Consider the following 19,359-nt stretch of genomic DNA (forward strand, 5'->3'; position numbering starts at 1 on the left):
TTCCGGTGGCGGTCAGTAGGGGCGGTAGGAGCCCGTGCGGACCTTGTTCGCGGTGCTCGCGAGGATCGAGGACAGGGTCTCGTGGATGCGGGTCGCCGTCGTCGGCTTGGCGATGAAGGTGTTCTCGCCGTAGAGGACGTAGCGGCCGTCGCCGGTGACGTCGTGCAGCTGGAAGTCGTCGCGGGCCTCGGTGTGGCGGTTGTCGACGCTGCCGTGCGCGTAGACGCCGATGTGGGTGAGGGTGTCGGTGGGTTTGGCGAGGAAGCACTCGAGCTGGTCGCGGGGGCTGGGGTTCCAGCGATCGCGGACCGGCGGTCGCGGTGCGGCCAGTTCGGAAGCGGTGACTCGGATTTCACGCCCCGAGCCCGCCGACACCCGGGGTAGTAGAGACAGGACCGCCGAGGCGAGGGTCTCGGGGGCGAGCAGGTAGAGGGTGATGTCGCCGGGGTGGTCCTCGTCTCCGGGAGCCTGGGTGGCCAGGGCGGCATAGGAGTCGCGGGTGCCGCCGTGCGCGCGGATGGTTCGCCTGCCCGCGGACGTCCCGGCGACCTCCACCCGGGCGTGCGGCGCCAGCAGCGCGGCCATCGCCTGGTCGAGACTGCTGTCGAACTGGGGCACCAGTGATTCGGCGGCCTTGCGCCGCAGGCGGGCGGTGTCGGCCTGGAATTCGGAAGTGTGCCGGTGATGTAGCGGATACGGCAGGACGTCGCGGCCTGCTGCCTCCCACAGAGTGCGGAACTCCAGGGCAGACAGGCGCCAGGTACGCCGGGGAGATCTGTTTCGTTCCATCGGGTTTCGCGCCTAGTCAGCTCCGATGACGGGCGGCACCGTCCTGGACGGATTGTCCAGACCGGTGAGCTCGTCGCCGTGTTCCTGGGTGATCAGGTAGTCGGGGATGCCCTTGGTCGACTCGTCGTCCTTGCCGCCGCCCTTGGCGCCGGGAGACATCATGCCGGGCATGCCGGAGCGACCTGCCGCGCCGGCGCCGCTGCCGGTCGCGCGGGACGCCGCCGCGGAATTCGCCGCCGTCGGCGAACCGCCGCCGGCGATCGAACGGCCAGGGCCGCCGGCGGAGGGGACTCCGGCGCCTGGTGTACCGGTGCCGGGCGAGCCGGAGCCGGGAGATCCTGTGCCGCTGGGGTATCCGGCGGGAGAACCGGAACCCGGGGAGGAGGGGGTGGTCGCGGCCGGCGTGGTGGACTGCGGGGTGGTCGACTCGGGGGTCGTCGAGGTGTCCCCGGCCGTGGTCGTGTCGGTGGCGTCGTCGGTCGTCGTCGTGTCGCCCGCACCGGGGTTCTCGGTGGAGGCCGGGGTCGTTCCGGCGGGGTTGGTCGACGGGGCGGTGGTGCCGGGGGTCGACGCGTTCGGTGAGCCGGTGCCCGGACTCGGTGTGGTGCCCGGCGTCCCCGGCGTTCCGGGGCCGCCGCCGTCGTCGACCGTCTTGGGGATCGGGATCACCGGGACCTTCTCGTCCGACTCGTGAACCACCGGCGCGTAGACGGTGTTGAGGACCCGGACCGCCTCGGCCTTCGCGTTCGCCAGCGCCACATCGTCGTTCCGCCACCCGCGGCCGGTCACGAACGACCCGAGATTGTCCAGGCCGCTGCGATGCTCGGGCGCGTACGGCACCAGGCGCTTCGTCGGCTCCAGGCCGGTGCGCAGCTCGTCGAGCTTGTTCCCCGTGAGCGCCGCCGCGGTACTGACCTTCTTGCCGGTCTCGTCATACCCGGACACCGTCGCCGCGGCCGCGGCGGCCGCGGCGCCGCTCCACACATCCGGCGACGTGCCCCGCGCGATCTGCTTGCGGAACTCGTCGAGCGAACTCGTATTGCGCGTGGAGATCTCCTTCCACGCGCTGATCAGCGCCGCGACCGTGTCGAGATTGATCTGGTCGACCTTGGTGCGCAGCGTCGCGACATCGAACCGATCGAACTCGTCGGTGCCCTTGACCACCGGCTGGTGGTAGTCGCCGTCGAAACCGAGATCGCTCGCGTTCTTGCGGACGGTGTTGCGCTGGGTGTTGTACTGGTTCTGGATCTCGGCGATCTTCTCCGAGGTGAGGCCCTTGTCGCCGCTCCACGGGGACATGACGATGTCGGTGAGATTGCCGAAGAGGTCGAGACCTTCGATATTCGGGTAGGACATCTACTGCACCTGCTCGGTGGTGTAGTCGAGGGCGTTGGCGTTCTCTATGTCCTTGCCGGTGATGCGTTTGAAGGAGATCTTGAAGACCTCTTGCAGTTGTTGGACGGCTTCGATGTCCTTCAGGATGACGCTGTCGATGGAATTGTCGCTGCCGGTTGCCTGCAGCAGGAACTTCTTCTCGAGGTCCTTGCCCATCTGGAAGTCGCCGAATCCGCTGACCGACTGAGTGCGTCGAGCGATGTCGCGAAGAAGACGCAGGTCGGTCAGCCGCTTATCGCAGGCGGTGAACATGTGGAAGGCCGCGGCCTCACTGTTCAGATAGATCTGCCCGGACTGCGCCTGGGCCAGCAGATTGCTGTAGGGAGCCGGTTCTGCCATGAGAACCCCTCCACTACTTCGGAAAGGTCGGCACAAGCACCGCGCCGACAGTCGCGAGGGTCTGGCACGGGTCACCCGGATTCTTGATCAGCGGCGAGCCGAGGACCTGGAGCTGGACGACACCTTGAGCGGCCGGGAAAACGGTGTCGCAGTCGAGCTTCTTCGACGCGCCTTCGACACGGAACTCCCGGCCTGCGCGTCCCGCGATCGTCACGTCCCGAAATTCGACATTGCCTGGCTTGGTCTCGAATTGGTCGACGCCCTTGTTCGTGGAGTAGACCGTCAGCGAGTAGTCGGGCCCGGTCCAACCACAAATCTCCCAGCCAGGTTGCGCAACACCCCCCACACCCTTTTCCTCCGTCTTCGGATCCACCCCCGCCGCCGTCAGCGAGGCGTCCGGAATCTCCGTGCACGGGTTCCACAGCGCGGGCCCGGCCGCCGAGGTCGTCCCCTTCGCCGCCGGCTCCCCCGAACCGTCGCATCCGGCCGCGGTCATCGCGACACCCGCGATCACCAGCGCCGTCACTGCGCGCCTCATCCCCACCCCTTCCGTCAGGACACTGCCTTGACCTGGGACTTTAGCATGGTCATGGAGGCCGGACCGGACTGCTCGACTTGGGGCTTATCACTATTCCGAAGTGCGAGGAGGTGTAGCGCGACGCGCGGTTGTTCGCTAGGAGACGGCGGGCGAGGACTCAGGAGAAGAGGTCGTCGGTCGCGTCGGCGGTGGCCGCGCGGGTCAGCCATTCGGTGAGCTGATCGAGGTCTCGGCACTCTTCGATGCGGGTTCGGATCGGGTCGGTCACCGGCAGTCCGCGCGCCGCGAGGACCCTGAGGATGCTCAGCGCCACGCCCTCTTCCCGACCTTCTTCGCGGCCCTCGGCCACGTACTTCCTCGCGACGCGTCCCTGATACTCGTACGTCATGGTCGTCATCGCCTCCGAGTACCGGCTGGATTCCTCGGTCGATACCCCGTCGACCAGGTCATAGTACGTCCGGGCGTGCACCTCCTCCGTCGCCGTCACGGCGCGGTCCGGCCTCGCCCCGCATTGGGGCGTGTGGCCAGATGTGTTGGCCGAGAGGGTCTGTCAGCGCATGGTGACCGCGAGTCCGGGCAGAGGATGGTTCGCCACCGGTGCCCCTGGTGGCCTGATCGATCGGGCGGCATGGCGGGCTCTGCCGGGCGCCTGCGTATAGGTTGGGCAGATATGAGCGAGCTTCGACTCTCCCCGCCGTTCGACGGACGCGATGCCGAGGGCAGGCCGGAGGTGCATCGCCCGGCCCTCGACCCGCAGATCCGCGATCGGGTACTCGACTATCTCGCCTACGCGCCGGTGGTACTGAGCGCACGCAGCTACGACGCGGACGACTTCAACCCCGGGGACCGCGACGTGCCGCTGAATTTCCACACGGACGGGGAGTTCGTGTGGCCCGGCGCTGTCCCCCATTACCTGCGCAAGTACGGGGTGCCGCCGGAGCCCGACCTGGTCGCGCACATCATCGCGAAGAACTTCGAGGTCGGCGAGGTGTCCGAGGAGTCGCGGCAGGCGGCGGTGGCCAGGATCGTCGGCTGATCAGTCGGCGGCGCGGGTGCGCCGGACCGGGCCTGCGGGCTCGAGCAACAGGGCGACCAAGCCCGCCGCGGCGGCCGTGAGTGCCACCGCGTCCAGGTAGTGGCAGGCCATGGCGCCCAGGTAGGTGGGTCCGCCCCAGGCGTCGACGGTGAAGTTCGGGTCGAGCCCGGCGAGGATCTGCGCGCCCACCCGCCAGCACAGATAGAGCATCAACGCCATGGGGACGCACGCGAGGGCCAGGCGCGCGGCCACGGCGGGCCGGGTCCGGGCGGACGCAGCGGTGCGACGGAGGCGGTCGGCCGCCCGGGTGCCGACCGGCGCGAGCACGACCGCGCGCAGCGAACCGGCGCGGCGGCGGAGCGCGAACCCCACCACGACCACGATGACCAGGACGACGAGGTGCGGCCACCATGCCGCGGTGCCGGGAACAGGGGGTCGCCGCTCCGGGACGCGCCCCGCGTAGACGAACCCGCCGGAGACGACGCCCGCGCAGAACGCCACGAGCGCGAGCGCGACCAGCGGGCGGGACAGACGGGGCGCGGGGCGGGACACCGGATCAGCCATACCTCCAACACACCGCACGCGATACCGCGGCGTCGTCATACCCCGGTATCGAATCGCGGAGTCACTCGACCGCCGACCCCGGGACCGATTTCCGCAGCGCGGGCACGGAGCGACCGGTGAGCAGCATCAGCAGGTCCAGGGTGGTGCCGCGCAGTTCCGTGCCCGCACCGGCCGACCACGAGGAATCGGTGGCGACGAGCCGGACATCGCGGAAACGCCGCCGCGCCCAGAAGGGCCACCCCATCTCCCACACCCGGGCGGCGGCGATCGCGGCGGCCGCGGAATCGACCTCGACGGTCGCGCCGAGCGGCCGGGCGATGTCCTGGGCATGGACGATGACGTCGTAGTGGATGTTGCGGGCGTTCGTCACGGCGGGCAGGCGCCGCGACTCGGCGACCGCGCGCAGGACCGCGGCCAGGTCGGGGGTGGCGTCGGCGTAGCGGACCGCGATGTCGTGGTTGAGGCGGTGGAAGCTGCCGCGCGCGCGGACGGCCTCGCGGAGCATTCCGAGCGGGCCCGGTGACTGCGGCGCGAGCGCGATGTGGGCGGCGACGTCCCTGACGCGCCAGCCCGCGCACAACGACGGGGCGTCGAGCTGCTCGGCGGTGAGGCCGCCGAGGAGGTCGGCGACGGCGCGCCGCTGGTCGGCGATGGTCGGCCAGAGTTCCTCGGTGTTCATTCGAGTCTCCAATTAGTCAGCCTTTCTGACTAATATAGTCAGTGAAGCTGACCGGATCAAGGGAGAAGACATGGCCGACGAGCCGAATCTGGGGGTACTGCTGTTCGTGCCCTACCGCGAGATGGAGCGGCGGGTGCTCGACGCGCTGGCCGCGGGCGGCTTCGCCGACCTGACCCCCGCGCAGGCCCGGCTGGTCGCACGGATCGGCCCCGACGGCTCGCGGCTCACCGACCTCGCGAGCCAGGCCCAGGTGACCAAGCAGACCGCGGGCGCGCTCGCCGAACAGCTGGTCAGAGGCGGTTACCTGGAGCGCGCACCCGACCCGAGCGACGGCCGCGCCAAGCTGCTCCGGCTCGCCCCGAAGGGCCGCCGCGCGACCGAGCTGGCGAACCGCACCGCGGCGCGGGTTGAACAGGAGTGGGTCGACCATCTAGGATCCCGGCGAGCAGCGTCGCTTCGCAGCGCGCTGAGCGCCTTGCGCGAGATCACCGATCCCTACCGCTGACCAGCGGGTTCCACAGCCTCGACGAGCCCCGGTCACCCCGTACCGGCGAGCGGGACGGTGAGGAGGATCCCGCACCGTGCGGCCGGTTTCGGTGGATACTTGATATCGGCGCCGTTCAGCGACGGGGCCACATTTCAGCAATCCAGGGAAAGGGAGCTTGACGACGTGGATGCGCTTTCTGCAGCGCTGGTCCGCGCCGACTTCCGCGCGGTCGTGGAGACACCGGGTGGTTCCGAGCGGTTGATCAGTGCGTTCTACGGTCATCTGTTCGCGCAGAACCCACGCCTGCGTGAGCTGTTCCCCCCCAACATGGACATGCAGCCCAAGCGCATGATGACCGCCATCCAGTTCGTCCTGGACAATCTGGAGGATTTCGACCGCGCCCAGCATTTCCTCGAGCAACTCGCGCGCGACCACCGCAAATACGGGGTCCAGCCCGAACACTACGACCTGGCCGGGCACGCCTTCCTCGCCGCCCTGCGCACCTACCACGGCAACCGCTGGACGCGGGAACTCGAAGAGGGCTGGGGCGATATCGGCATCCTGATCTCGGCGTCGATGACCATCGGCGCCAATTCCGACAAGTCACGGCCCTACTGGGACGCGACCGTCGTCGGGCACCGGCGGGTCCTCGACGACCTGTCCATCGTGCGGTTGCAGACCGACGCGCCGATCCCGTACCAGGCCGGGCAGTACGTGCCGGTGACTGTGCCGCAACGGCCCAACATGTGGCGCTACCTGTCCCCCGCCATCCCGGCGAATCCCTACGGGGAGATCGAATTCCACATCCGCAAGATCCAGAACGGCTGGGTCAGCCCCGGCATCGTGAACGAGACCAAGGTCGGCGACCGCTGGCGCATCGCCGGACCGCTGGGCGGCCTGCACGTCGACCGGGAATCCGGGCGCGACGTCCTGATGATCGGCCACGGCACCGGGATCGCCCCGCTGCGCGCCCAGCTGATCGAGATGAGCCAGCGCGGCATCAACCCGCGGGTGCATTTCTTCGTCGGCGGTCGCTATCCCTGCGACCTGTACGACGTGGACAACATGTGGCAGCTCTCGCAGTCCAATCCGTGGCTGACGGTGGTGCCGGTGTGCGAGGAGAAGGACAACCCGTGGTGGTATCCCGACCCGCCCGCCGATCCGCCGATGGGCATGCACCGCAGGCTGATCGGTAACCTGGGTGCGGTGGTGGCGAGCTTCGGTTCGTGGTCCGACCGGCAGATCCAGATCGCCGGCTCGGCATCCATGATCGCCTCGACCCGGCGCGCGCTCCTCGGTGTCGGCACCCCCGCCGAGAACATCTCCGCCGACCCCGTCGGCTGACATCCATCCCGCACCGCCGGAGCGAAAGAGACTGATGAGCAACGATCTTCCCGACGCGCCCACCTGGACCGCGACCGTGGTCGGTCATCACCGGCTCCGCCACGACCTGGCCGTCATCCGGCTCATCGGTGACTACGTGCCGTTCACCGTCGGCGGCTCGGTGCAGGTCGAGGCACCGCAGCACCCTGGCGTGCGGCGCAGGCTCTCTCCCGCGCTGCCGCCGTCGCTGGACGGCAAGCTGGAGTTCCACATCCGCACCGTGCCCGGCGGCTGGTGCTCGGAATCGCTGGTGGCGGAGACGAAACCGGGCGACCAGTGGCAGATCGACGCGCCGCACAGCACCTTCCACATCGATCCCGAGGGCCCCGAGGTGGTGCTCATCGCCGGTGGCACCGGCCTGGCGCCGCTGCGCGCGCTCATCCTCGATCTCGCCCGCGAGGAGAACCCGCCGCGCACCTACCTGTTCGTCGGCGGCCGCTACCCCCGCGACCTGTACGCCTCGGACATGCTGTTCCTGCTCGCCCAGGAACTCCCCTGGCTCACCGTGATTCCCGTCGTGGAGAGCCCCGACGACCCACCCGCGGTGGACAGGTGGTTCGAGGACAGCCGCGTCGACATCGGCTTCACCCCCGAGGAGATGCTGCACGGCACCCTCGCCGACGTCACCGCCGCCCACGGCCCGTTCGACCAGCACCAGGTCCTGGTCTGCGGTTCCCCGGCCATGGTCCGCACCACCATCGACCGCCTGATCGCCGGCGGCACCCCACCGGAAAGCATTCAGTCCGAAGGGAACTGAACGTGTTAGGCTCGGCGCGCGGGGCTGGGGCGGGTCATACGGACGATTCGGCGCACTAGGGAGAGCTCCGCCCAGACCGGTTTGGGGAGGGCTTGTGTCCACCGATTCGAGCGACACTTTCGTGTTCGACTCTTCCATGACATCCGATCTCCAGCTGGCGCTGTCGAACGGATTCTCAGCACTCCGGTCGGTCATCACCGACTCGGCGAATTCCGATGACCTGCTCACGGGGATCCAGGGCTCGAGCATCGCGCAGGCATGCTCGGCCGCCGGGTCCATCGTGCGGAGCACGACGCTCGACCTCGGGCTGAACGTCCATACACTGAGCACGAAAGTCGGCCAGGTCATCGACACGATCTCCGCGCTCGAACAGAGCCGCACCCAGCAGATCACCGATATCACAGGCGATCTCGCATGAGCTCCGACGCACAGGCCGCGGACGTCCTCTACACGGTCTCCCGGGCACAAACGCTCGATCTCTCCGCACTGACGCTACAGGCCGACCTCTGGCAGTCCCAGGCACAAGCCATCAGCCGGACTATGACGAGCCAGAAGAACTCGGTGGATGGTTCACAGGACTTCTGGCAGGGCTCGTCCGGCAGTGGCTTTCGCAGCGCCTTCCTCCCCCTCGATCAGAACGGCACCGACCTGCAGACCTCGCTGACGAACGGCACCGAGGCGGCGCGCACCGCGCAGCAGAAGATGGCGGCGGCCAAGTCAGCGGTCGACGCCGCGGTACAGGCCGCGAAGCAGAGCGGCCTCGAGGTCGCGGACGACGGGACCTGCACGCTGTCGCAGAAGTCCCGAATCGCCCTGCTGACCAGTGCCTCCGATACCACCCAGCTCGCCACGGGTCAGTCCTCGCTGCAGCAGGAAGCCGACTATCACACGCAAGCTGTGCAGCAGGCGCTGGCACAGCTGTCGACCGAGGACACGACCGGTCGCCGGGCCATCGAGAACGCCTTCGCCGACCTGCGGGTGGAGAAGACCCAGGACCTCGGCAAACATGAGACCTTCGTCTGCGTCGACTATCCCGCCTATTGCGCCAATGCGAAGCGCCGCGGTGTGGAGACTGTTCCCTGGGACGAATCAAAGAAGTACTTTCCAGACAGCGAAGGCTACAACGGTGTGGACGACCGCCGCGACGCGTGTCGGCACTGTATCTGGATGGGCATGATGACCGCCTGGGCCTCAGAGGATTTCGCCCGTGACATGGCACAGGCGCATGAACAGGACTCGCCCTCCTCGGACGACCCGACCTACGCCGCGGCCTCGGCGAAAATGGACTACTACAACAATGAAACCGGCATCGCGGTCGGACTGCGCCACGACGACGACACCGAGGGCATCATCAACGAGTGCGTCACCATCGCGCGAAACGCGAAGAAGGTGAACATGTCCGACATTCCGAACTCGTCGGCGAACACATCGAAGAATGGGCTCATCTTCTTCAACGGGCCGGCATGACCAGGGTCGCGAAGGCCGGTCAGGGCGTTGCCGGGTTCCTCCTAGGCGTTCCACTGACCTGGGGTGCGTTTCTCGCGGTGCTCAGTATCGATTCGGAGGTCTACGACCGGCTGGTTCCGCTCCGCGCTTCCATCTCGGTGATACCGATGCTGCTCGTGCTGCTGCCCGCGGCGCTCGTACTGTGGCTGGCACCGCGGCTGCGTCCCGCGACGATCGGGCTGATCGCCGCGTGCCTGCTCACCGGTTCGGCGCTGTTCCTCCTGATCATCTGGTGATGCGCGATGGCGGAACGGACCATATCCGCGGTCACGGCGGGTAGCCGGCTGCAGGACACGATCGACAACGGGAGCGGCAGCGCGCGGACCGAGGATGGCTCGGTCCGGATGGCGGTGGGGACCGGCGGGGAGATCCTGGAGATCGCGTTCGCGGACGACCGACCGGCCCCCCGGCCGGAGGCGCTGGCCTCCGTCCTCATCGAGCTGCACCGTGCCGCGCACCGGCAGGCCAAGCAATCCATGAAGGAGGCCCTCGACACGGTCTCCGAGCGTGCTCCGGCGCCCGAACCGCCTGGTGCCGCGGCGCGGCCGACGGTCGCCGAGGATGTCGACGCCGAGGACGACGAGTACTTCCGGGACAAGCGCCGCAACGGATGGTTGATCGGGTGACCGAGCCGGAGGGGGACTCCACTCTCCAACAGCTCCAGCAGATTCTGGCCAACACACGTCGCACGGTCACCAGCGGATGCGGCAGGGTCCGGGTCGAGGCGGCGGCCGACGGGGGCCTGCACGGCATCACCCTCGCCGACGGAGGCGAGCGGCTGGACGGGCGGCTGTTCGCCGATCTGGTCATCGAGGCACACCGCGCGGCGGTCACGGAGGCGGAGGCCGCGACAACGGGCGTGGTCGACGATCTGCTCGCGAAGATCAGCCACGGGAGCGAGGAGTCGGCCGAGCGGAAGTCCACCGAGCCGGTCCGCGGGGTAGAGCACCCAGTGCGGCTGCCGGACGCGCCGATTCGGCGCGGGCGCCCCGTGGCCCCCGTGCGGAAGAAGACCTCGCCGCCCGCGTCGAAGGCGACCACACCCGAGCCGAGTCACTACTGGGTGGTCGACCCGCTCGCGCCCTGGGGAGAACCCGGTCCGGACCCCGGAGTCGGGGTCGACCCGCCGCCGGTGCCCTTCGACGTCGGCCTGGATCTGCCGTTCCTCGACGGCCCCCTGGAGTGATGAATCCCCTACTCAGAACAGGGGGTCGTGGCGGACGTTGACGGCCTGGACGCCGGCGGCCATGAGGCGGAACTTGGTGGTCTGGACCATGGAGGGGGAACCGACGATCTGGACGTCGCGGTCGGCCCAGGAGCCGTAGGCGGCGACGACCTTGCCGATCTGGCCGGTCAGGCGGGGTTCGAGGCCGGGGAGGTCGGTGGGGACGGCGGTGGCGGCGTCGAACCACCACGGGTTCTCGTCGCTCTCCGTGACCGGGGTGACGGTGAGCCACTTGTTGGCCATGGCCAGGGTGCTCAGGATCTCGAGATCGTAGAGGTCGCAGGGGTGATGGCCGCCGACGAACAGGTGGACCTGGGGGTTGACCCGGCGCTGGGCCATGGCGATGACCTGCGCGCGCAGCGGCGCGATGCCGGTGCCGCAGGCGATCATGAGCATCTTGCGCTTCGTGTTGCGCGGCACGCCGAGCCCCCCGAGCGGGGATCCGAGTAACCACTGGTCACCGACCGCGGTGTGCGACACCATCGCCGGGCTCACCCAGCCGCCGAGCACGCTGCGGATGTGGAACTCGATCTCGCCGTGCTCGTTGGCGGGGTTGGCCGGGGAGAGGTACCGCCACATGCGCGGGCGCGAGGGGACCTGCACGCTGAGGTACTGGCCCGCGGCATACTGCATCGGCTCGTCGAGCTTGAGCCGGACGACGCTGAGGTTGCGCAGGACCTCGCGGATCTCCACGACCCGGCCGGTCCACACCGGCGGGGTGGTCTCCTTGTCGGCCGCCTCGATCATCGCGCCGCTGATGGTGGCCAGGCCCTCGTCCCAGGCCCGCGCGACCTCGTCGGTCCACAGCTCGGTCCCGGCGAACTGGCTGATCGCGGTCTTCAGCGAATTGCACACGGCCACGTAGTGAATCGGCTGCACCCCGTACTTGCGGTGGTCGCGGCCGAGCTGGGCCAGGAAGGGTAGGAGTTTGTCGGGTTCCTCGAGCCGGTCGAGCGCGAAGGAGATCGCCTTCACCAGGCGATCGCGCTGGGCGTCCATCGCGGCGGGGAAGTAGTCGCGGACCTGCGGGTAGTCCGTGAACAGGATCGAATAGAACGATCTGGCCAGCTGCTCGGGCCCGCCGTCCTCCGCAGCAACCGCCTTGAACGTGGTACGGATCAAAGCGACAGTCCGCGAATCCATATGTGTCACAACCTCGTTTCGCCATCGAACGCTAGCCGCGCCGGCGAGTGAGGTGCTGGGGAGAACACTCGACAGCAGCCGATGACGAGAAGTCTAGGCGAGGTTTGCCAGGTTCGTAATCGTACTCTAAAACATCATGCGTGTAATTTACGAAAACAATCCTATCGTCTCCGTTGGGCGACGTAAACAAACTACAAGCATGTGAGTTCCCGGGGTCCACTCGTCGACTTCGCAAGGACGAACCGCGATCGAGCGGGAGAATTGTCGCAAAATGCCAGTTGAGGCGGTTATTTCACGGTTTGCCGATGATCTTCGGGGGTAAGGCAGCGAAGAATGCGAACCACTACGTTGACGAATTAGTAGGTTGCTGAAAGATCACCAGGAGATCGCTCGGGATTGCCCGGCCTCGGCCACCGACACACGAAGGGCGGGTACGCGAACCCGTGGTGAACCCACCGGTCGCGAACCCGCCCTCCGCGGCTCCGCCGAACTACCGACGATGGCGCGGCTTCCACACCACCAGCGCCGTACTGCGCTGAGGCGGGGACAGATCCGGGCGGTAACCCGCCCGCAACCGCTCCATCTCGGCACTCATCTCCTCGACCCGGGACCGCAGCGCCTCGACCTCGTTGGTGAGCTCGATGATGCGCTTGATCCCGGCCAGGTTGACGCCCTCGTCCTGCGACAGCCGCTGCACCTCGCGCAGCAGCTCGACGTCACGGGCCGAATAGCGCCGCCCGCCACCCGAAGTGCGTTGCGGCGTGACCAGGCCGAGCCGGTCATAGGTGCGCAGCGTCTGCGCGTGCATGCCGGCCAGCTGCGCGGCCACCGAGATCATGAAGAACTCGGCACGCGCGCCCGCACCGCCGGACGCGGACTTCGGAGCCGGATCGGGACTCGCGCCTCTCCCGGCACCCTCGTTCGTCACGTCGCGCCACCTCCTCCGGGCACTGAGCTCGATGCGCGGGACATCGTCAGGCACCCGCCCATCCCGCACGGGGATCGAACCCGCTGGCCTTCTCCGCCTCCTGCAGGCGCTTGAGCGCCTCGGTGGCGTCGGCGTCCAGCTTCTGCGGCACGGCCACCTTCACCGTCACCAGCAGGTCACCCGCGCCGCCCGCGGCGCCGCGCTTGGGCACACCGCGACCGCGTACCCGCAGGATACGCCCGTCGGCGGTGCCCGGCGGCACCTTCACCCCGACCCGGCCGTCGAGCGTCGGCACCGAAACGGTTGTGCCGAGCACGAGTTCGCTGTAGCTCACCGGCAGCACCAGGGTGAGGTCGTCGCCCTGACGGCCGAAGACCTTGTCCTGGCTGACGTGGACGGTGACGTACAGGTCGCCCGACGGCGCGCCACGCAGGCCCGCCTCGCCCTGGCCCGCCAGCCGGATCCGCTGCCCGTCGCTCACGCCCGGCGGAATCCGGACGGTGATCGTGCGGGTGCGGTTCTGGATGCCGGTACCCGAGCAGTCGACGCACGGGTCGTCGATGATCGAACCGGTGCCGCGGCAGTCGTCGCAGGGCTCGCTGAACCCGAACGCGCCCTGATTCCGGCTGACCACACCGGAACCGTTGCAGTGCGGACACACGCGCGGGCTGGTGCCCGGCTTGGCGCCGCTGCCGTGGCAGGTGGTGCAGGGCGAGGGGCTGGTCATCCGCAGCGGGACCGTCACACCCTGGGCCGCCTCGCGGAAGCCCAGCGTGGTCTCGGTCTCGACGTCGGCGCCCTTGCGCGGACGGCTCGCCCGCGCGCCACCCCGGTTGAAGAGGCCGCCGAGCAGGTCGCCGAGGCCGCCGTCACCCGCAGGGCCACCCGCGGCGCCACCGAAGATGTCGCCGATGTTGAAGTCCTGCGAGAAACCGCCCGCCGCACCCGGGGTGAAGCCGCCGCGGCCGTAACCGCCCGCGGAGAACATGCGCCGGGTGTCGTCGTACTCCTTGCGCTTGGCCGGATCCGACAGCACGGCATGCGCCTCGCTGACGGCCTTGAAGCGCTCCTCGGCCTTGGTGTCACCCGGGTTGGCGTCCGGATGCAGGTCGCGGGCGAGCTTGCGGTAGGCCTTCTTGATCTCGTCCTGCGTAGCGCCGGCGGAGACGCCCAGCTCCTTGTAGAAGTCCTTCTCGATCCACTCCCGTTGGCTCACCGGGCGTCTCCTCCTCTCGCGTTATTCGCTGCCGCCGGCATCCGAATCCGATGCCACGACGACGTTCTCGGCATCGGTCACGCCGACCAGCGCGTGCCGCAGCACGCGGTCACCGAACCGGTAGCCCTTGCGCATCACGATGCCGATCACCGGCTCGGCGCCCGAACCCTCGTGCTGCACGGCCTCGTGCAGCGTGGGGTCGAACGCCTCGCCCGCGGCACCGAACTCCTCGAGCCCCTGCTTGCTCAGCGCGGACTCGAGCTTGTCGGCGACCGACTTCAGCGGACCCGACTCCAGGTCGCCGTGGGCGCGGGCCCGGTCGAGGTCGTCGAGGACACCGAGCAGTTCGGTGACCACCGACGCCTTGGCGGCGGCGATGTCGTTCTTCTTGTCCCGCTCCACCCGGCGCCGGTAGTTGGCGTACTCGGCGGACAGGCGCTGCAGGTCGGCGGTGCGCTCGGCCAGTTCGGCGGCGATCTTCTCCTCGAGAGAGTCGCCGGCCTCGGCCTCCACGTCGCCGTCCGACTCCGGGCCGGGCCCGGCCGCGTCGGCGGCCGGGTCCTGCACCTCGTCCTCGGACTCCGGGATCAACTCCTGATCGGAGTTGGCCTCGGTCACTTCTTCTCCGTGTCGACCGGCTCGTCCACGACCTCGGCGTCGACGACCTGGTCGTCGGCCGCGCCCTGGGCGGTACCGTTACCGCTCGCGGCGGCATCGGCGGCCTGCGCCTCGTAGAGCGCCTGGCCGAGGGCCTGGGACTCGGTGGCCAGCTTCTCCACGGCGGCCTTCACGGCGGCGATGTCGGTGCCCTTGAGGGCCTCGTTCGCCTCGGCGATGGCGGCCTCGACCTTGGACTTGGTCTCCGCGGGGACCTTGTCCTCGTTCTCCTTGATGAACTTCTCGGTCTGGTGGACCAGCGACTCGGCCTGGTTGCGGGTCTCGGCCTCCTCGCGGCGGGCCTTGTCCTCGGCGGCGTGCGCCTCGGCGTCCTTCACCATCCGGTCGATCTCCTCCTTGGACAGGCCGGAGCCGTCCTGGATCTTGATCGTGTTCTCCTTGCCGGTGCCCTTGTCCTTGGCCGTCACGTGGACGATGCCGTTGGCGTCGATGTCGAAGGTGACCTCGATCTGCGGCACGCCGCGCGGGGCCGGCGGGATGCCGGTCAGCTCGAACGATCCGAGCAGCTTGTTGTGCGAGGCGATCTCGCGCTCACCCTGGAAGACCTGGATCTGCACCGACGGCTGGTTGTCGTCGGCGGTGGTGAAGGTCTCCGACCGCTTGGTGGGGATGGTGGTGTTGCGCTCGATGAGCTTGGTCATCACGCCGCCCTTGGTCTCGATACCCAGCGACAGCGGGGTCACATCGAGCAGCAGGACGTCCTTGACCTCGCCCTTGAGCACGCCGGCCTGCAGGGCGGCGCCGACGGCGACGACCTCGTCCGGGTTCACGCCCTTGTTCGGCTCGCGGCCACCGGTCAGCTCCTTGACCAGCTCGGAGACGGCGGGCATGCGGGTCGAACCACCGACGAGGACCACGTGGTCGATGTCGGCGACGTTGATGCCTGCGTCCTTGATGACCGACTGGAACGGCGCACGGGTGCGGTCCAGCAGGTCGGCGGTGATCTTCTGGAACTCGGCGCGGGTCAGCTGCTCGTCGAGGAACAGCGGGTTCTTGTCCGCGTCGACGGTGATGTAGGGCAGGTTGATCGAGGTCGACTGCGAGGACGACAGCTCGATCTTGGCCTTCTCGGCAGCCTCACGGAGACGCTGCATGGCCATCTTGTCCTTGGTCAGGTCGATGCCGGAGCTCGCCTTGAACTTGTCGACCAGCCACTTGACGATGCGCTCGTCCCAGTCGTCACCACCGAGGTGGTTGTCACCGGAGGTGGCGCGGACCTCGACGACACCCTCGCCGATCTCGAGCAGCGAGACGTCGAAGGTACCGCCACCGAGGTCGAAGACCAGGATGGTCTGTTCCTTGTCGCCCTTGTCCAGGCCGTAGGCCAGCGCGGCCGCGGTGGGCTCGTTGACGATGCGCAGGACGTTGAGGCCGGCGATCTGGCCGGCTTCCTTGGTCGCCTGACGCTGCGCGTCCTCGAAGTAGGCGGGGACCGTGATGACCGCGTCGGTGATCTCCTCACCGAGGTACGCCTCGGCGTCGCGCTTCAGCTTCATCAGCGTGCGCGCGGAGATCTCCTGCGGGGTGTACTTCTTGTCGTCGATCTCGACGGTCCAGTCGGTGCCGATGTGGCGCTTGACCGAGCGGATGGTGCGGTCGACGTTGGTGACGGCCTGGTTCTTGGCAGGCTGACCGACCAGCACCTCACCGTTCTTGGCGAAGGCGACGATCGACGGGGTGGTGCGCGAGCCCTCGGAGTTGGCGACGACTACGGGCTCGCCACCCTCCAGCACGGCGACGACCGAGTTCGTGGTCCCGAGGTCGATTCCGACCGCACGAGCCATTGTTGTTCCTCCTGTTTGTCTGTGTGTAGTGCCTGGGCGGGGATCGCCCTGCGGTCACCGATGCGGTTCCCGCGGCAGACCTCGCCCCTACTTGCACTTCACGGAGCACGGTCCCAGCAACGCTGAGTGTGGTCGGCTCAATCCTGCCCCCATCGGACACCGGGAGTCAACTAGAAGTTGAGTCGAACGCACTCAATGTTGTCGATGAGCACAACGGGCAGCTGCGGGGATTCATTCCCCGATCGGGAAAAATTCTTCGGCCCGCCGGTCATCCTGCGCCGGGCCGACGCGAGTCGGCAGCCCGCGGCGCCGATCGTGATGGTTCGGAGACCCCGGAGTTACCAGGTGAGGACCGGTGGACACCGCCGCCCGAGGCGCGGTCGCGTGACCGACGACACGTATCGGCGGACGCCGATGTTCGCCGGTTCGTTCCCTCCCGGGACGCCGTCGGCTAGTTTCGAGATATGCGGACAACGAAGCAGCGGAGCGGCAGGCGGGCGATCGGCGGCATCGTCCTGGCGGGGGCGGTGACGATGGGTGTGCTCGCGGGGCCCGCGGGCACCGCCTCCGCGACGACCGGCGTCGCCGACGACGGCTGCACCTTCTCCTCGGTCGGCGGGTCGTGCAGCGACCCGGGGCCGGTCGGCAACGCGCTGATCAACTTCCGCAACTACCTGAAGAGCCTCGGCTACGGCACCGGAAGCTCCTCGGGAACCGCCTACTTCCTCTGACCGGCGCTCAGCCCGCCAGGGCCGTCGGCTGCAGGGTCTCGGCGTAGCGGCGCAGGTCGGCCACCGCGGCGAGACGGCGCTCGAGCAGCGCGGTCCGTTCCGTGCGCTGCGCCGTCGCCACATGCGCCGCCTCCTGTGCCGCGCGCAGGGATTCGTCGATCGAACGCAGGGTCCGGTCGGCGATGCCCGCGTAGTGATCGCGCAGGGCGCGGTGGATGCGGTGCAGGCGATCCTTGGAGTCCTTGCCGGACTGGAAGGCGACATCGTCGAGGAAACGGCGGACGGCGGCCTTGGCCTCGGCGCGACGACGGACCAGGCGCTGCTGCTTGTCGTCACGATACGCTTTGCCGCCCAACAGGACACCCGCGCCGAGCGACACCGGGTTCAGCATCGCCAGCCCGGCGAAAGTCGTCGCCAAGCCGACCATGAGGATGCCGCCGTAGGAACCGCGCATCCCCACGAGGACCTTCGAGCCGAACCCGATATCGGGCTCCAGATCGCCCAGGGTGGCGGCGACCGACGGCCCCTGCTCCAGCGCCGCGATGCCGTCGGGGATGTCGAGGGCGTTGGCCTCGTGGAAATGCGCGGCGACCTGATCGGCCAGATGTTCGGCCCGCGACCGGGTCCAGAGCAGGGAATCGCCGAGCGCGGTGTCGACGGTGCCGGTGAGCCACTCGGTGATGGCCTCCCAGTGCCGGCCCGGGTCGTGGGAATCGATCCACTCCTCCCCCGTCCGGGCGATGTTGCGGAGCCGCTCGCGCAGATCGTGGTCGATGTCGCCGGCCAGGTCGGTGATGCCGTCCGACAGCGTCTGCTGCCACGAGGCGGTGTGGCGGTGCAGGTCCTCGGCCGTGGCGCGGGCGTGCTGGAGTTCGGTGACCGCCGCCGCGGCGCGCTCCGGATCCCGCAGGGCCATCAGTTCGCTGCCGATCGCCAGCGCGAGATGCTCCGCCGCGGAGGACAGTTCACGAGCCACCTGGAGGCGCGTGTGGTCCTGGTCGCGGCTCACCACCTGCTCACGCAGGAACTGGTAGATGTCGCCGAAACCGGACTCGCGGCCCAGCTCGGCGTCCTGCAGGAGCATGGCGTGGGAGCGCAGCACCGACGACACCGGGATGAGCGCCACATCGAGACCGGCTGTGCGCAGGTGATGTTCGTTGGCGGAGCCGACCTGACGCCAGTGCGGATACAGATCGGTCTTGGTGGTCACCACCGCGACCGCCGGGCACAGCTCCCGCGCCTGGCGCAGGAAGGCCAACTCCGGCTCGGTGAGTTCGGTCGACGCGTCGGAGACGACCAGCACCGCGTCCGCCGACGGCAGCATGCCGAGGACGGTCGCCGCGCCGGAGGTGCCGCGCCCACCCAGCCCGGGCGTGTCGATCAGGACGATGCCGTCGGCCAGCAGCGGATTCGGCACCTCCACGTCGAACCGGACGATCTGCCTGCCGTCCGCCGACACGCTGCCCGTGTCGATCACCGGCAGTTCCTCCACCGGGAACTCCACGCGCGACGGCGGGGCGCCCGGTCCCGCGAGCACCGCCTCCGCCTTCGGCTGCGCGCCGTGCGCGAGCTGGATCGGGACGGTGGTGGTCAGGCCGTCGCCGACCGGCGAGATGTCCAGGTTCAGCAAGGCATTGACGAAACGGCTCTTGCCCTGGGCGGTCCAGCCGGTGACGACGATGCGCCGCCGCGGGTCGCGGATCCCGTCGGCCACGGCGTCGAGCCGGGCGACCAGATCCGCGCGACCCGCGGCGCGCGCGGCCACGATGGTCTCCTCCAGCACCGACAGCGGGGTCGCCGCGGGAGCGGTGGTGTTCTGGACGGCGATCTCCATCGTGGTCACTCCTCGTCGATCAGTGGAACAGGCCGTCACCGTGCAGGTCGCCGGTGGTATGGCCGGTGACGCCCGCGTCGGTGTCGGCGAACAGTTCCCCTTCGTGCAGGCCGGTGCCGAACGCGTTGTCGACGTCGACGTGCGACCAAGCGCTCTCCGACGGCGCGACCGAACCGAGGCCCGACGCGACGCCCGTCGCGCCGAGGCCCGCGTCGGTGTGTGCCGTGGCCTGGGTCTGCGTGCCGTTGTCGGCGAAGGCGCTCGAGAGGCTCGAACCCGCCTGGGCGCCGAGGTCGGCCGAGGACGACAGGGACGAGGTGGCGTGGGTGGTCGCGCCGAGACCGGTC

Annotated in this window: 24 protein-coding genes; 10 read left to right on the forward strand and 14 right to left on the reverse strand. The window is 68.9% G+C overall.

All coding sequences use genetic code 11. The features are described 5' to 3' along the window. Window positions 1–12: 12 nt before the first annotated feature. The 5 genes from ON36_RS26770 to ON36_RS26790 form a co-directional block, all read right to left on the reverse strand. Window positions 13–789, reverse strand: coding sequence for an ESX secretion-associated protein EspG (locus tag ON36_RS26770; RefSeq protein ID WP_043659128.1), 777 nt, complete (start codon window positions 787–789; stop codon window positions 13–15). A 12-nt stretch (window positions 790–801) separates the two neighbouring features. Further along, the gene (locus ON36_RS32970) at window positions 802–2,145 is read right to left on the reverse strand and encodes a hypothetical protein (RefSeq protein WP_052314376.1); all 1,344 of its coding nucleotides are present in this window, start codon (window positions 2,143–2,145) and stop codon (window positions 802–804) included. After that, window positions 2,146–2,523, reverse strand: a complete 378-nt coding sequence (locus ON36_RS26780) for a hypothetical protein (protein ID WP_043659130.1) — start codon at window positions 2,521–2,523, stop codon at window positions 2,146–2,148. Window positions 2,524–2,536: 13 nt separating this feature from the next. After that, window positions 2,537–3,049, reverse strand: a complete 513-nt coding sequence (locus tag ON36_RS32975) for a DUF3558 domain-containing protein (RefSeq protein WP_245558212.1) — start codon at window positions 3,047–3,049, stop codon at window positions 2,537–2,539. A gap of 169 nt (window positions 3,050–3,218) precedes the next feature. Further along, window positions 3,219–3,458 carry a hypothetical protein gene (locus ON36_RS26790; RefSeq protein ID WP_043659197.1) on the reverse strand — a complete coding sequence of 80 codons (240 nt, stop codon included), beginning with the start codon at window positions 3,456–3,458 and terminating at the stop codon, window positions 3,219–3,221. Between the two features lie 273 nt (window positions 3,459–3,731). Here ON36_RS26790 and ON36_RS26795 point away from each other — a divergent pair, with 273 nt between their 5' ends. Next, window positions 3,732–4,097 carry a hypothetical protein gene (locus ON36_RS26795; RefSeq protein ID WP_157225020.1) on the forward strand — a complete coding sequence of 122 codons (366 nt, stop codon included), beginning with the start codon at window positions 3,732–3,734 and terminating at the stop codon, window positions 4,095–4,097. On the opposite strand, the gene ON36_RS26800 is transcribed toward ON36_RS26795, so the two are convergent. Together ON36_RS26800 and ON36_RS26805 are read right to left on the reverse strand one after the other, a co-directional pair. Continuing rightward, the gene (locus ON36_RS26800) at window positions 4,098–4,661 is read right to left on the reverse strand and encodes a hypothetical protein (RefSeq protein WP_052314379.1); all 564 of its coding nucleotides are present in this window, start codon (window positions 4,659–4,661) and stop codon (window positions 4,098–4,100) included. Window positions 4,662–4,722: 61 nt separating this feature from the next. Continuing rightward, window positions 4,723–5,340 carry a maleylpyruvate isomerase family mycothiol-dependent enzyme gene (locus ON36_RS26805; protein WP_043659132.1) on the reverse strand — a complete coding sequence of 206 codons (618 nt, stop codon included), beginning with the start codon at window positions 5,338–5,340 and terminating at the stop codon, window positions 4,723–4,725. A gap of 70 nt (window positions 5,341–5,410) precedes the next feature. On the opposite strand from ON36_RS26805, the gene ON36_RS26810 reads away from it, so the two are divergent. From ON36_RS26810 to ON36_RS26845, 8 genes are all read left to right on the forward strand, one after another. Continuing rightward, window positions 5,411–5,845: a MarR family winged helix-turn-helix transcriptional regulator gene (locus tag ON36_RS26810; protein ID WP_043659135.1), complete on the forward strand. Its 435-nt coding sequence runs from the start codon at window positions 5,411–5,413 to the stop codon at window positions 5,843–5,845. Between the two features lie 165 nt (window positions 5,846–6,010). Continuing rightward, entirely contained in the window at window positions 6,011–7,171 is a 1,161-nt protein-coding gene (locus tag ON36_RS26815) for a globin domain-containing protein (RefSeq protein ID WP_043659138.1), read from the forward strand. 34 nt (window positions 7,172–7,205) lie between these two features. Next, a complete protein-coding gene (locus tag ON36_RS26820) occupies window positions 7,206–7,967 on the forward strand; it encodes an FAD-binding oxidoreductase (protein ID WP_043659141.1) in 762 nt (253 codons plus the stop codon). 94 nt (window positions 7,968–8,061) lie between these two features. Next, complete coding sequence (locus ON36_RS26825) at window positions 8,062–8,385, forward strand: hypothetical protein (RefSeq protein WP_043659143.1); 324 nt, start codon at window positions 8,062–8,064, stop codon at window positions 8,383–8,385. Continuing rightward, complete coding sequence (locus ON36_RS32980) at window positions 8,382–9,434, forward strand: DUF6973 domain-containing protein (protein ID WP_157225021.1); 1,053 nt, start codon at window positions 8,382–8,384, stop codon at window positions 9,432–9,434. Before ON36_RS26825 ends, ON36_RS32980 begins: the two co-directional genes overlap by 4 nt. Beyond that, entirely contained in the window at window positions 9,431–9,709 is a 279-nt protein-coding gene (locus tag ON36_RS26835) for a hypothetical protein (protein ID WP_043659145.1), read from the forward strand. The genes ON36_RS32980 and ON36_RS26835 overlap by 4 nt, the downstream gene beginning before the upstream one ends. A gap of 6 nt (window positions 9,710–9,715) precedes the next feature. Then, window positions 9,716–10,099 (forward strand): YbaB/EbfC family nucleoid-associated protein, encoded by a 384-nt coding sequence (locus tag ON36_RS35070; RefSeq protein ID WP_043659148.1) that lies wholly within the window; start codon window positions 9,716–9,718, stop codon window positions 10,097–10,099. After that, a complete protein-coding gene (locus tag ON36_RS26845) occupies window positions 10,096–10,659 on the forward strand; it encodes a YbaB/EbfC family nucleoid-associated protein (RefSeq protein ID WP_043659151.1) in 564 nt (187 codons plus the stop codon). The genes ON36_RS35070 and ON36_RS26845 overlap by 4 nt, the downstream gene beginning before the upstream one ends. A 12-nt stretch (window positions 10,660–10,671) precedes the next feature. Here ON36_RS26845 and ON36_RS26850 read toward each other — a convergent pair whose 3' ends face one another. The 5 genes from ON36_RS26850 to dnaK all read right to left on the reverse strand — a co-directional run bounded on the left by ON36_RS26850 (window position 10,672) and on the right by dnaK (window position 16,447). Next, window positions 10,672–11,841, reverse strand: a complete 1,170-nt coding sequence (locus ON36_RS26850; RefSeq protein WP_043659155.1) for an FAD-binding oxidoreductase — start codon at window positions 11,839–11,841, stop codon at window positions 10,672–10,674. Window positions 11,842–12,331: 490 nt separating this feature from the next. Then, window positions 12,332–12,679 carry a heat shock protein transcriptional repressor HspR gene (locus tag ON36_RS26855; RefSeq protein WP_052314381.1) on the reverse strand — a complete coding sequence of 116 codons (348 nt, stop codon included), beginning with the start codon at window positions 12,677–12,679 and terminating at the stop codon, window positions 12,332–12,334. 136 nt (window positions 12,680–12,815) lie between these two features. Then, window positions 12,816–13,985: a molecular chaperone DnaJ gene (gene dnaJ, locus ON36_RS26860; protein ID WP_043659160.1), complete on the reverse strand. Its 1,170-nt coding sequence runs from the start codon at window positions 13,983–13,985 to the stop codon at window positions 12,816–12,818. Window positions 13,986–14,006: 21 nt separating this feature from the next. Then, window positions 14,007–14,603: a nucleotide exchange factor GrpE gene (gene grpE / locus ON36_RS26865; protein WP_043659162.1), complete on the reverse strand. Its 597-nt coding sequence runs from the start codon at window positions 14,601–14,603 to the stop codon at window positions 14,007–14,009. Beyond that, complete coding sequence (gene dnaK / locus ON36_RS26870; protein ID WP_043659165.1) at window positions 14,600–16,447, reverse strand: molecular chaperone DnaK; 1,848 nt, start codon at window positions 16,445–16,447, stop codon at window positions 14,600–14,602. The genes grpE and dnaK overlap by 4 nt, the downstream gene beginning before the upstream one ends. Window positions 16,448–16,911: 464 nt before the next feature. On the opposite strand from dnaK, the gene ON36_RS26875 reads away from it, so the two are divergent. Then, a complete protein-coding gene (locus ON36_RS26875) occupies window positions 16,912–17,178 on the forward strand; it encodes a hypothetical protein (RefSeq protein WP_043659167.1) in 267 nt (88 codons plus the stop codon). A 7-nt stretch (window positions 17,179–17,185) separates the two neighbouring features. On the opposite strand, the gene ON36_RS26880 is transcribed toward ON36_RS26875, so the two are convergent. Then, a complete protein-coding gene (locus ON36_RS26880; RefSeq protein ID WP_043659170.1) occupies window positions 17,186–19,012 on the reverse strand; it encodes a dynamin family protein in 1,827 nt (608 codons plus the stop codon). A gap of 19 nt (window positions 19,013–19,031) precedes the next feature. Next, window positions 19,032–19,359: hypothetical protein (locus ON36_RS26885; RefSeq protein ID WP_043659173.1), on the reverse strand; the 328-nt coding region annotated here is incomplete at its 5' end.

Source organism: Nocardia thailandica NBRC 100428 (genome assembly GCF_000308795.1).
Lineage (GTDB): Bacteria > Actinomycetota > Actinomycetes > Mycobacteriales > Mycobacteriaceae > Nocardia > Nocardia thailandica.

Excerpts from the sequence above, each read along its gene's own strand:
- ON36_RS26770 (WP_043659128.1), bottom strand. The coding sequence starts at position 789 with ATGGAACGAAACAGATCTCCCCGGCGTACCTGGCGCCTGTCTGCCCTG.
- ON36_RS32970 (WP_052314376.1), bottom strand. The coding sequence starts at position 2,145 with ATGTCCTACCCGAATATCGAAGGTCTCGACCTCTTCGGCAATCTCACC.
- ON36_RS26780 (WP_043659130.1), bottom strand. The coding sequence starts at position 2,523 with ATGGCAGAACCGGCTCCCTACAGCAATCTGCTGGCCCAGGCGCAGTCC.
- ON36_RS26790 (WP_043659197.1), bottom strand. The coding sequence starts at position 3,458 with ATGACGACCATGACGTACGAGTATCAGGGACGCGTCGCGAGGAAGTAC.
- ON36_RS26795 (WP_157225020.1), top strand. The coding sequence starts at position 3,732 with ATGAGCGAGCTTCGACTCTCCCCGCCGTTCGACGGACGCGATGCCGAG.
- ON36_RS26800 (WP_052314379.1), bottom strand. The coding sequence starts at position 4,661 with ATGGCTGATCCGGTGTCCCGCCCCGCGCCCCGTCTGTCCCGCCCGCTG.
- ON36_RS26805 (WP_043659132.1), bottom strand. The coding sequence starts at position 5,340 with ATGAACACCGAGGAACTCTGGCCGACCATCGCCGACCAGCGGCGCGCC.
- ON36_RS26810 (WP_043659135.1), top strand. The coding sequence starts at position 5,411 with ATGGCCGACGAGCCGAATCTGGGGGTACTGCTGTTCGTGCCCTACCGC.
- ON36_RS26820 (WP_043659141.1), top strand. The coding sequence starts at position 7,206 with ATGAGCAACGATCTTCCCGACGCGCCCACCTGGACCGCGACCGTGGTC.
- ON36_RS32980 (WP_157225021.1), top strand. The coding sequence starts at position 8,382 with ATGAGCTCCGACGCACAGGCCGCGGACGTCCTCTACACGGTCTCCCGG.
- ON36_RS26835 (WP_043659145.1), top strand. The coding sequence starts at position 9,431 with ATGACCAGGGTCGCGAAGGCCGGTCAGGGCGTTGCCGGGTTCCTCCTA.
- ON36_RS35070 (WP_043659148.1), top strand. The coding sequence starts at position 9,716 with ATGGCGGAACGGACCATATCCGCGGTCACGGCGGGTAGCCGGCTGCAG.
- ON36_RS26850 (WP_043659155.1), bottom strand. The coding sequence starts at position 11,841 with ATGGATTCGCGGACTGTCGCTTTGATCCGTACCACGTTCAAGGCGGTT.
- ON36_RS26855 (WP_052314381.1), bottom strand. The coding sequence starts at position 12,679 with ATGATCTCGGTGGCCGCGCAGCTGGCCGGCATGCACGCGCAGACGCTG.
- dnaK (WP_043659165.1), bottom strand. The coding sequence starts at position 16,447 with ATGGCTCGTGCGGTCGGAATCGACCTCGGGACCACGAACTCGGTCGTC.
- ON36_RS26875 (WP_043659167.1), top strand. The coding sequence starts at position 16,912 with ATGCGGACAACGAAGCAGCGGAGCGGCAGGCGGGCGATCGGCGGCATC.
- ON36_RS26880 (WP_043659170.1), bottom strand. The coding sequence starts at position 19,012 with ATGGAGATCGCCGTCCAGAACACCACCGCTCCCGCGGCGACCCCGCTG.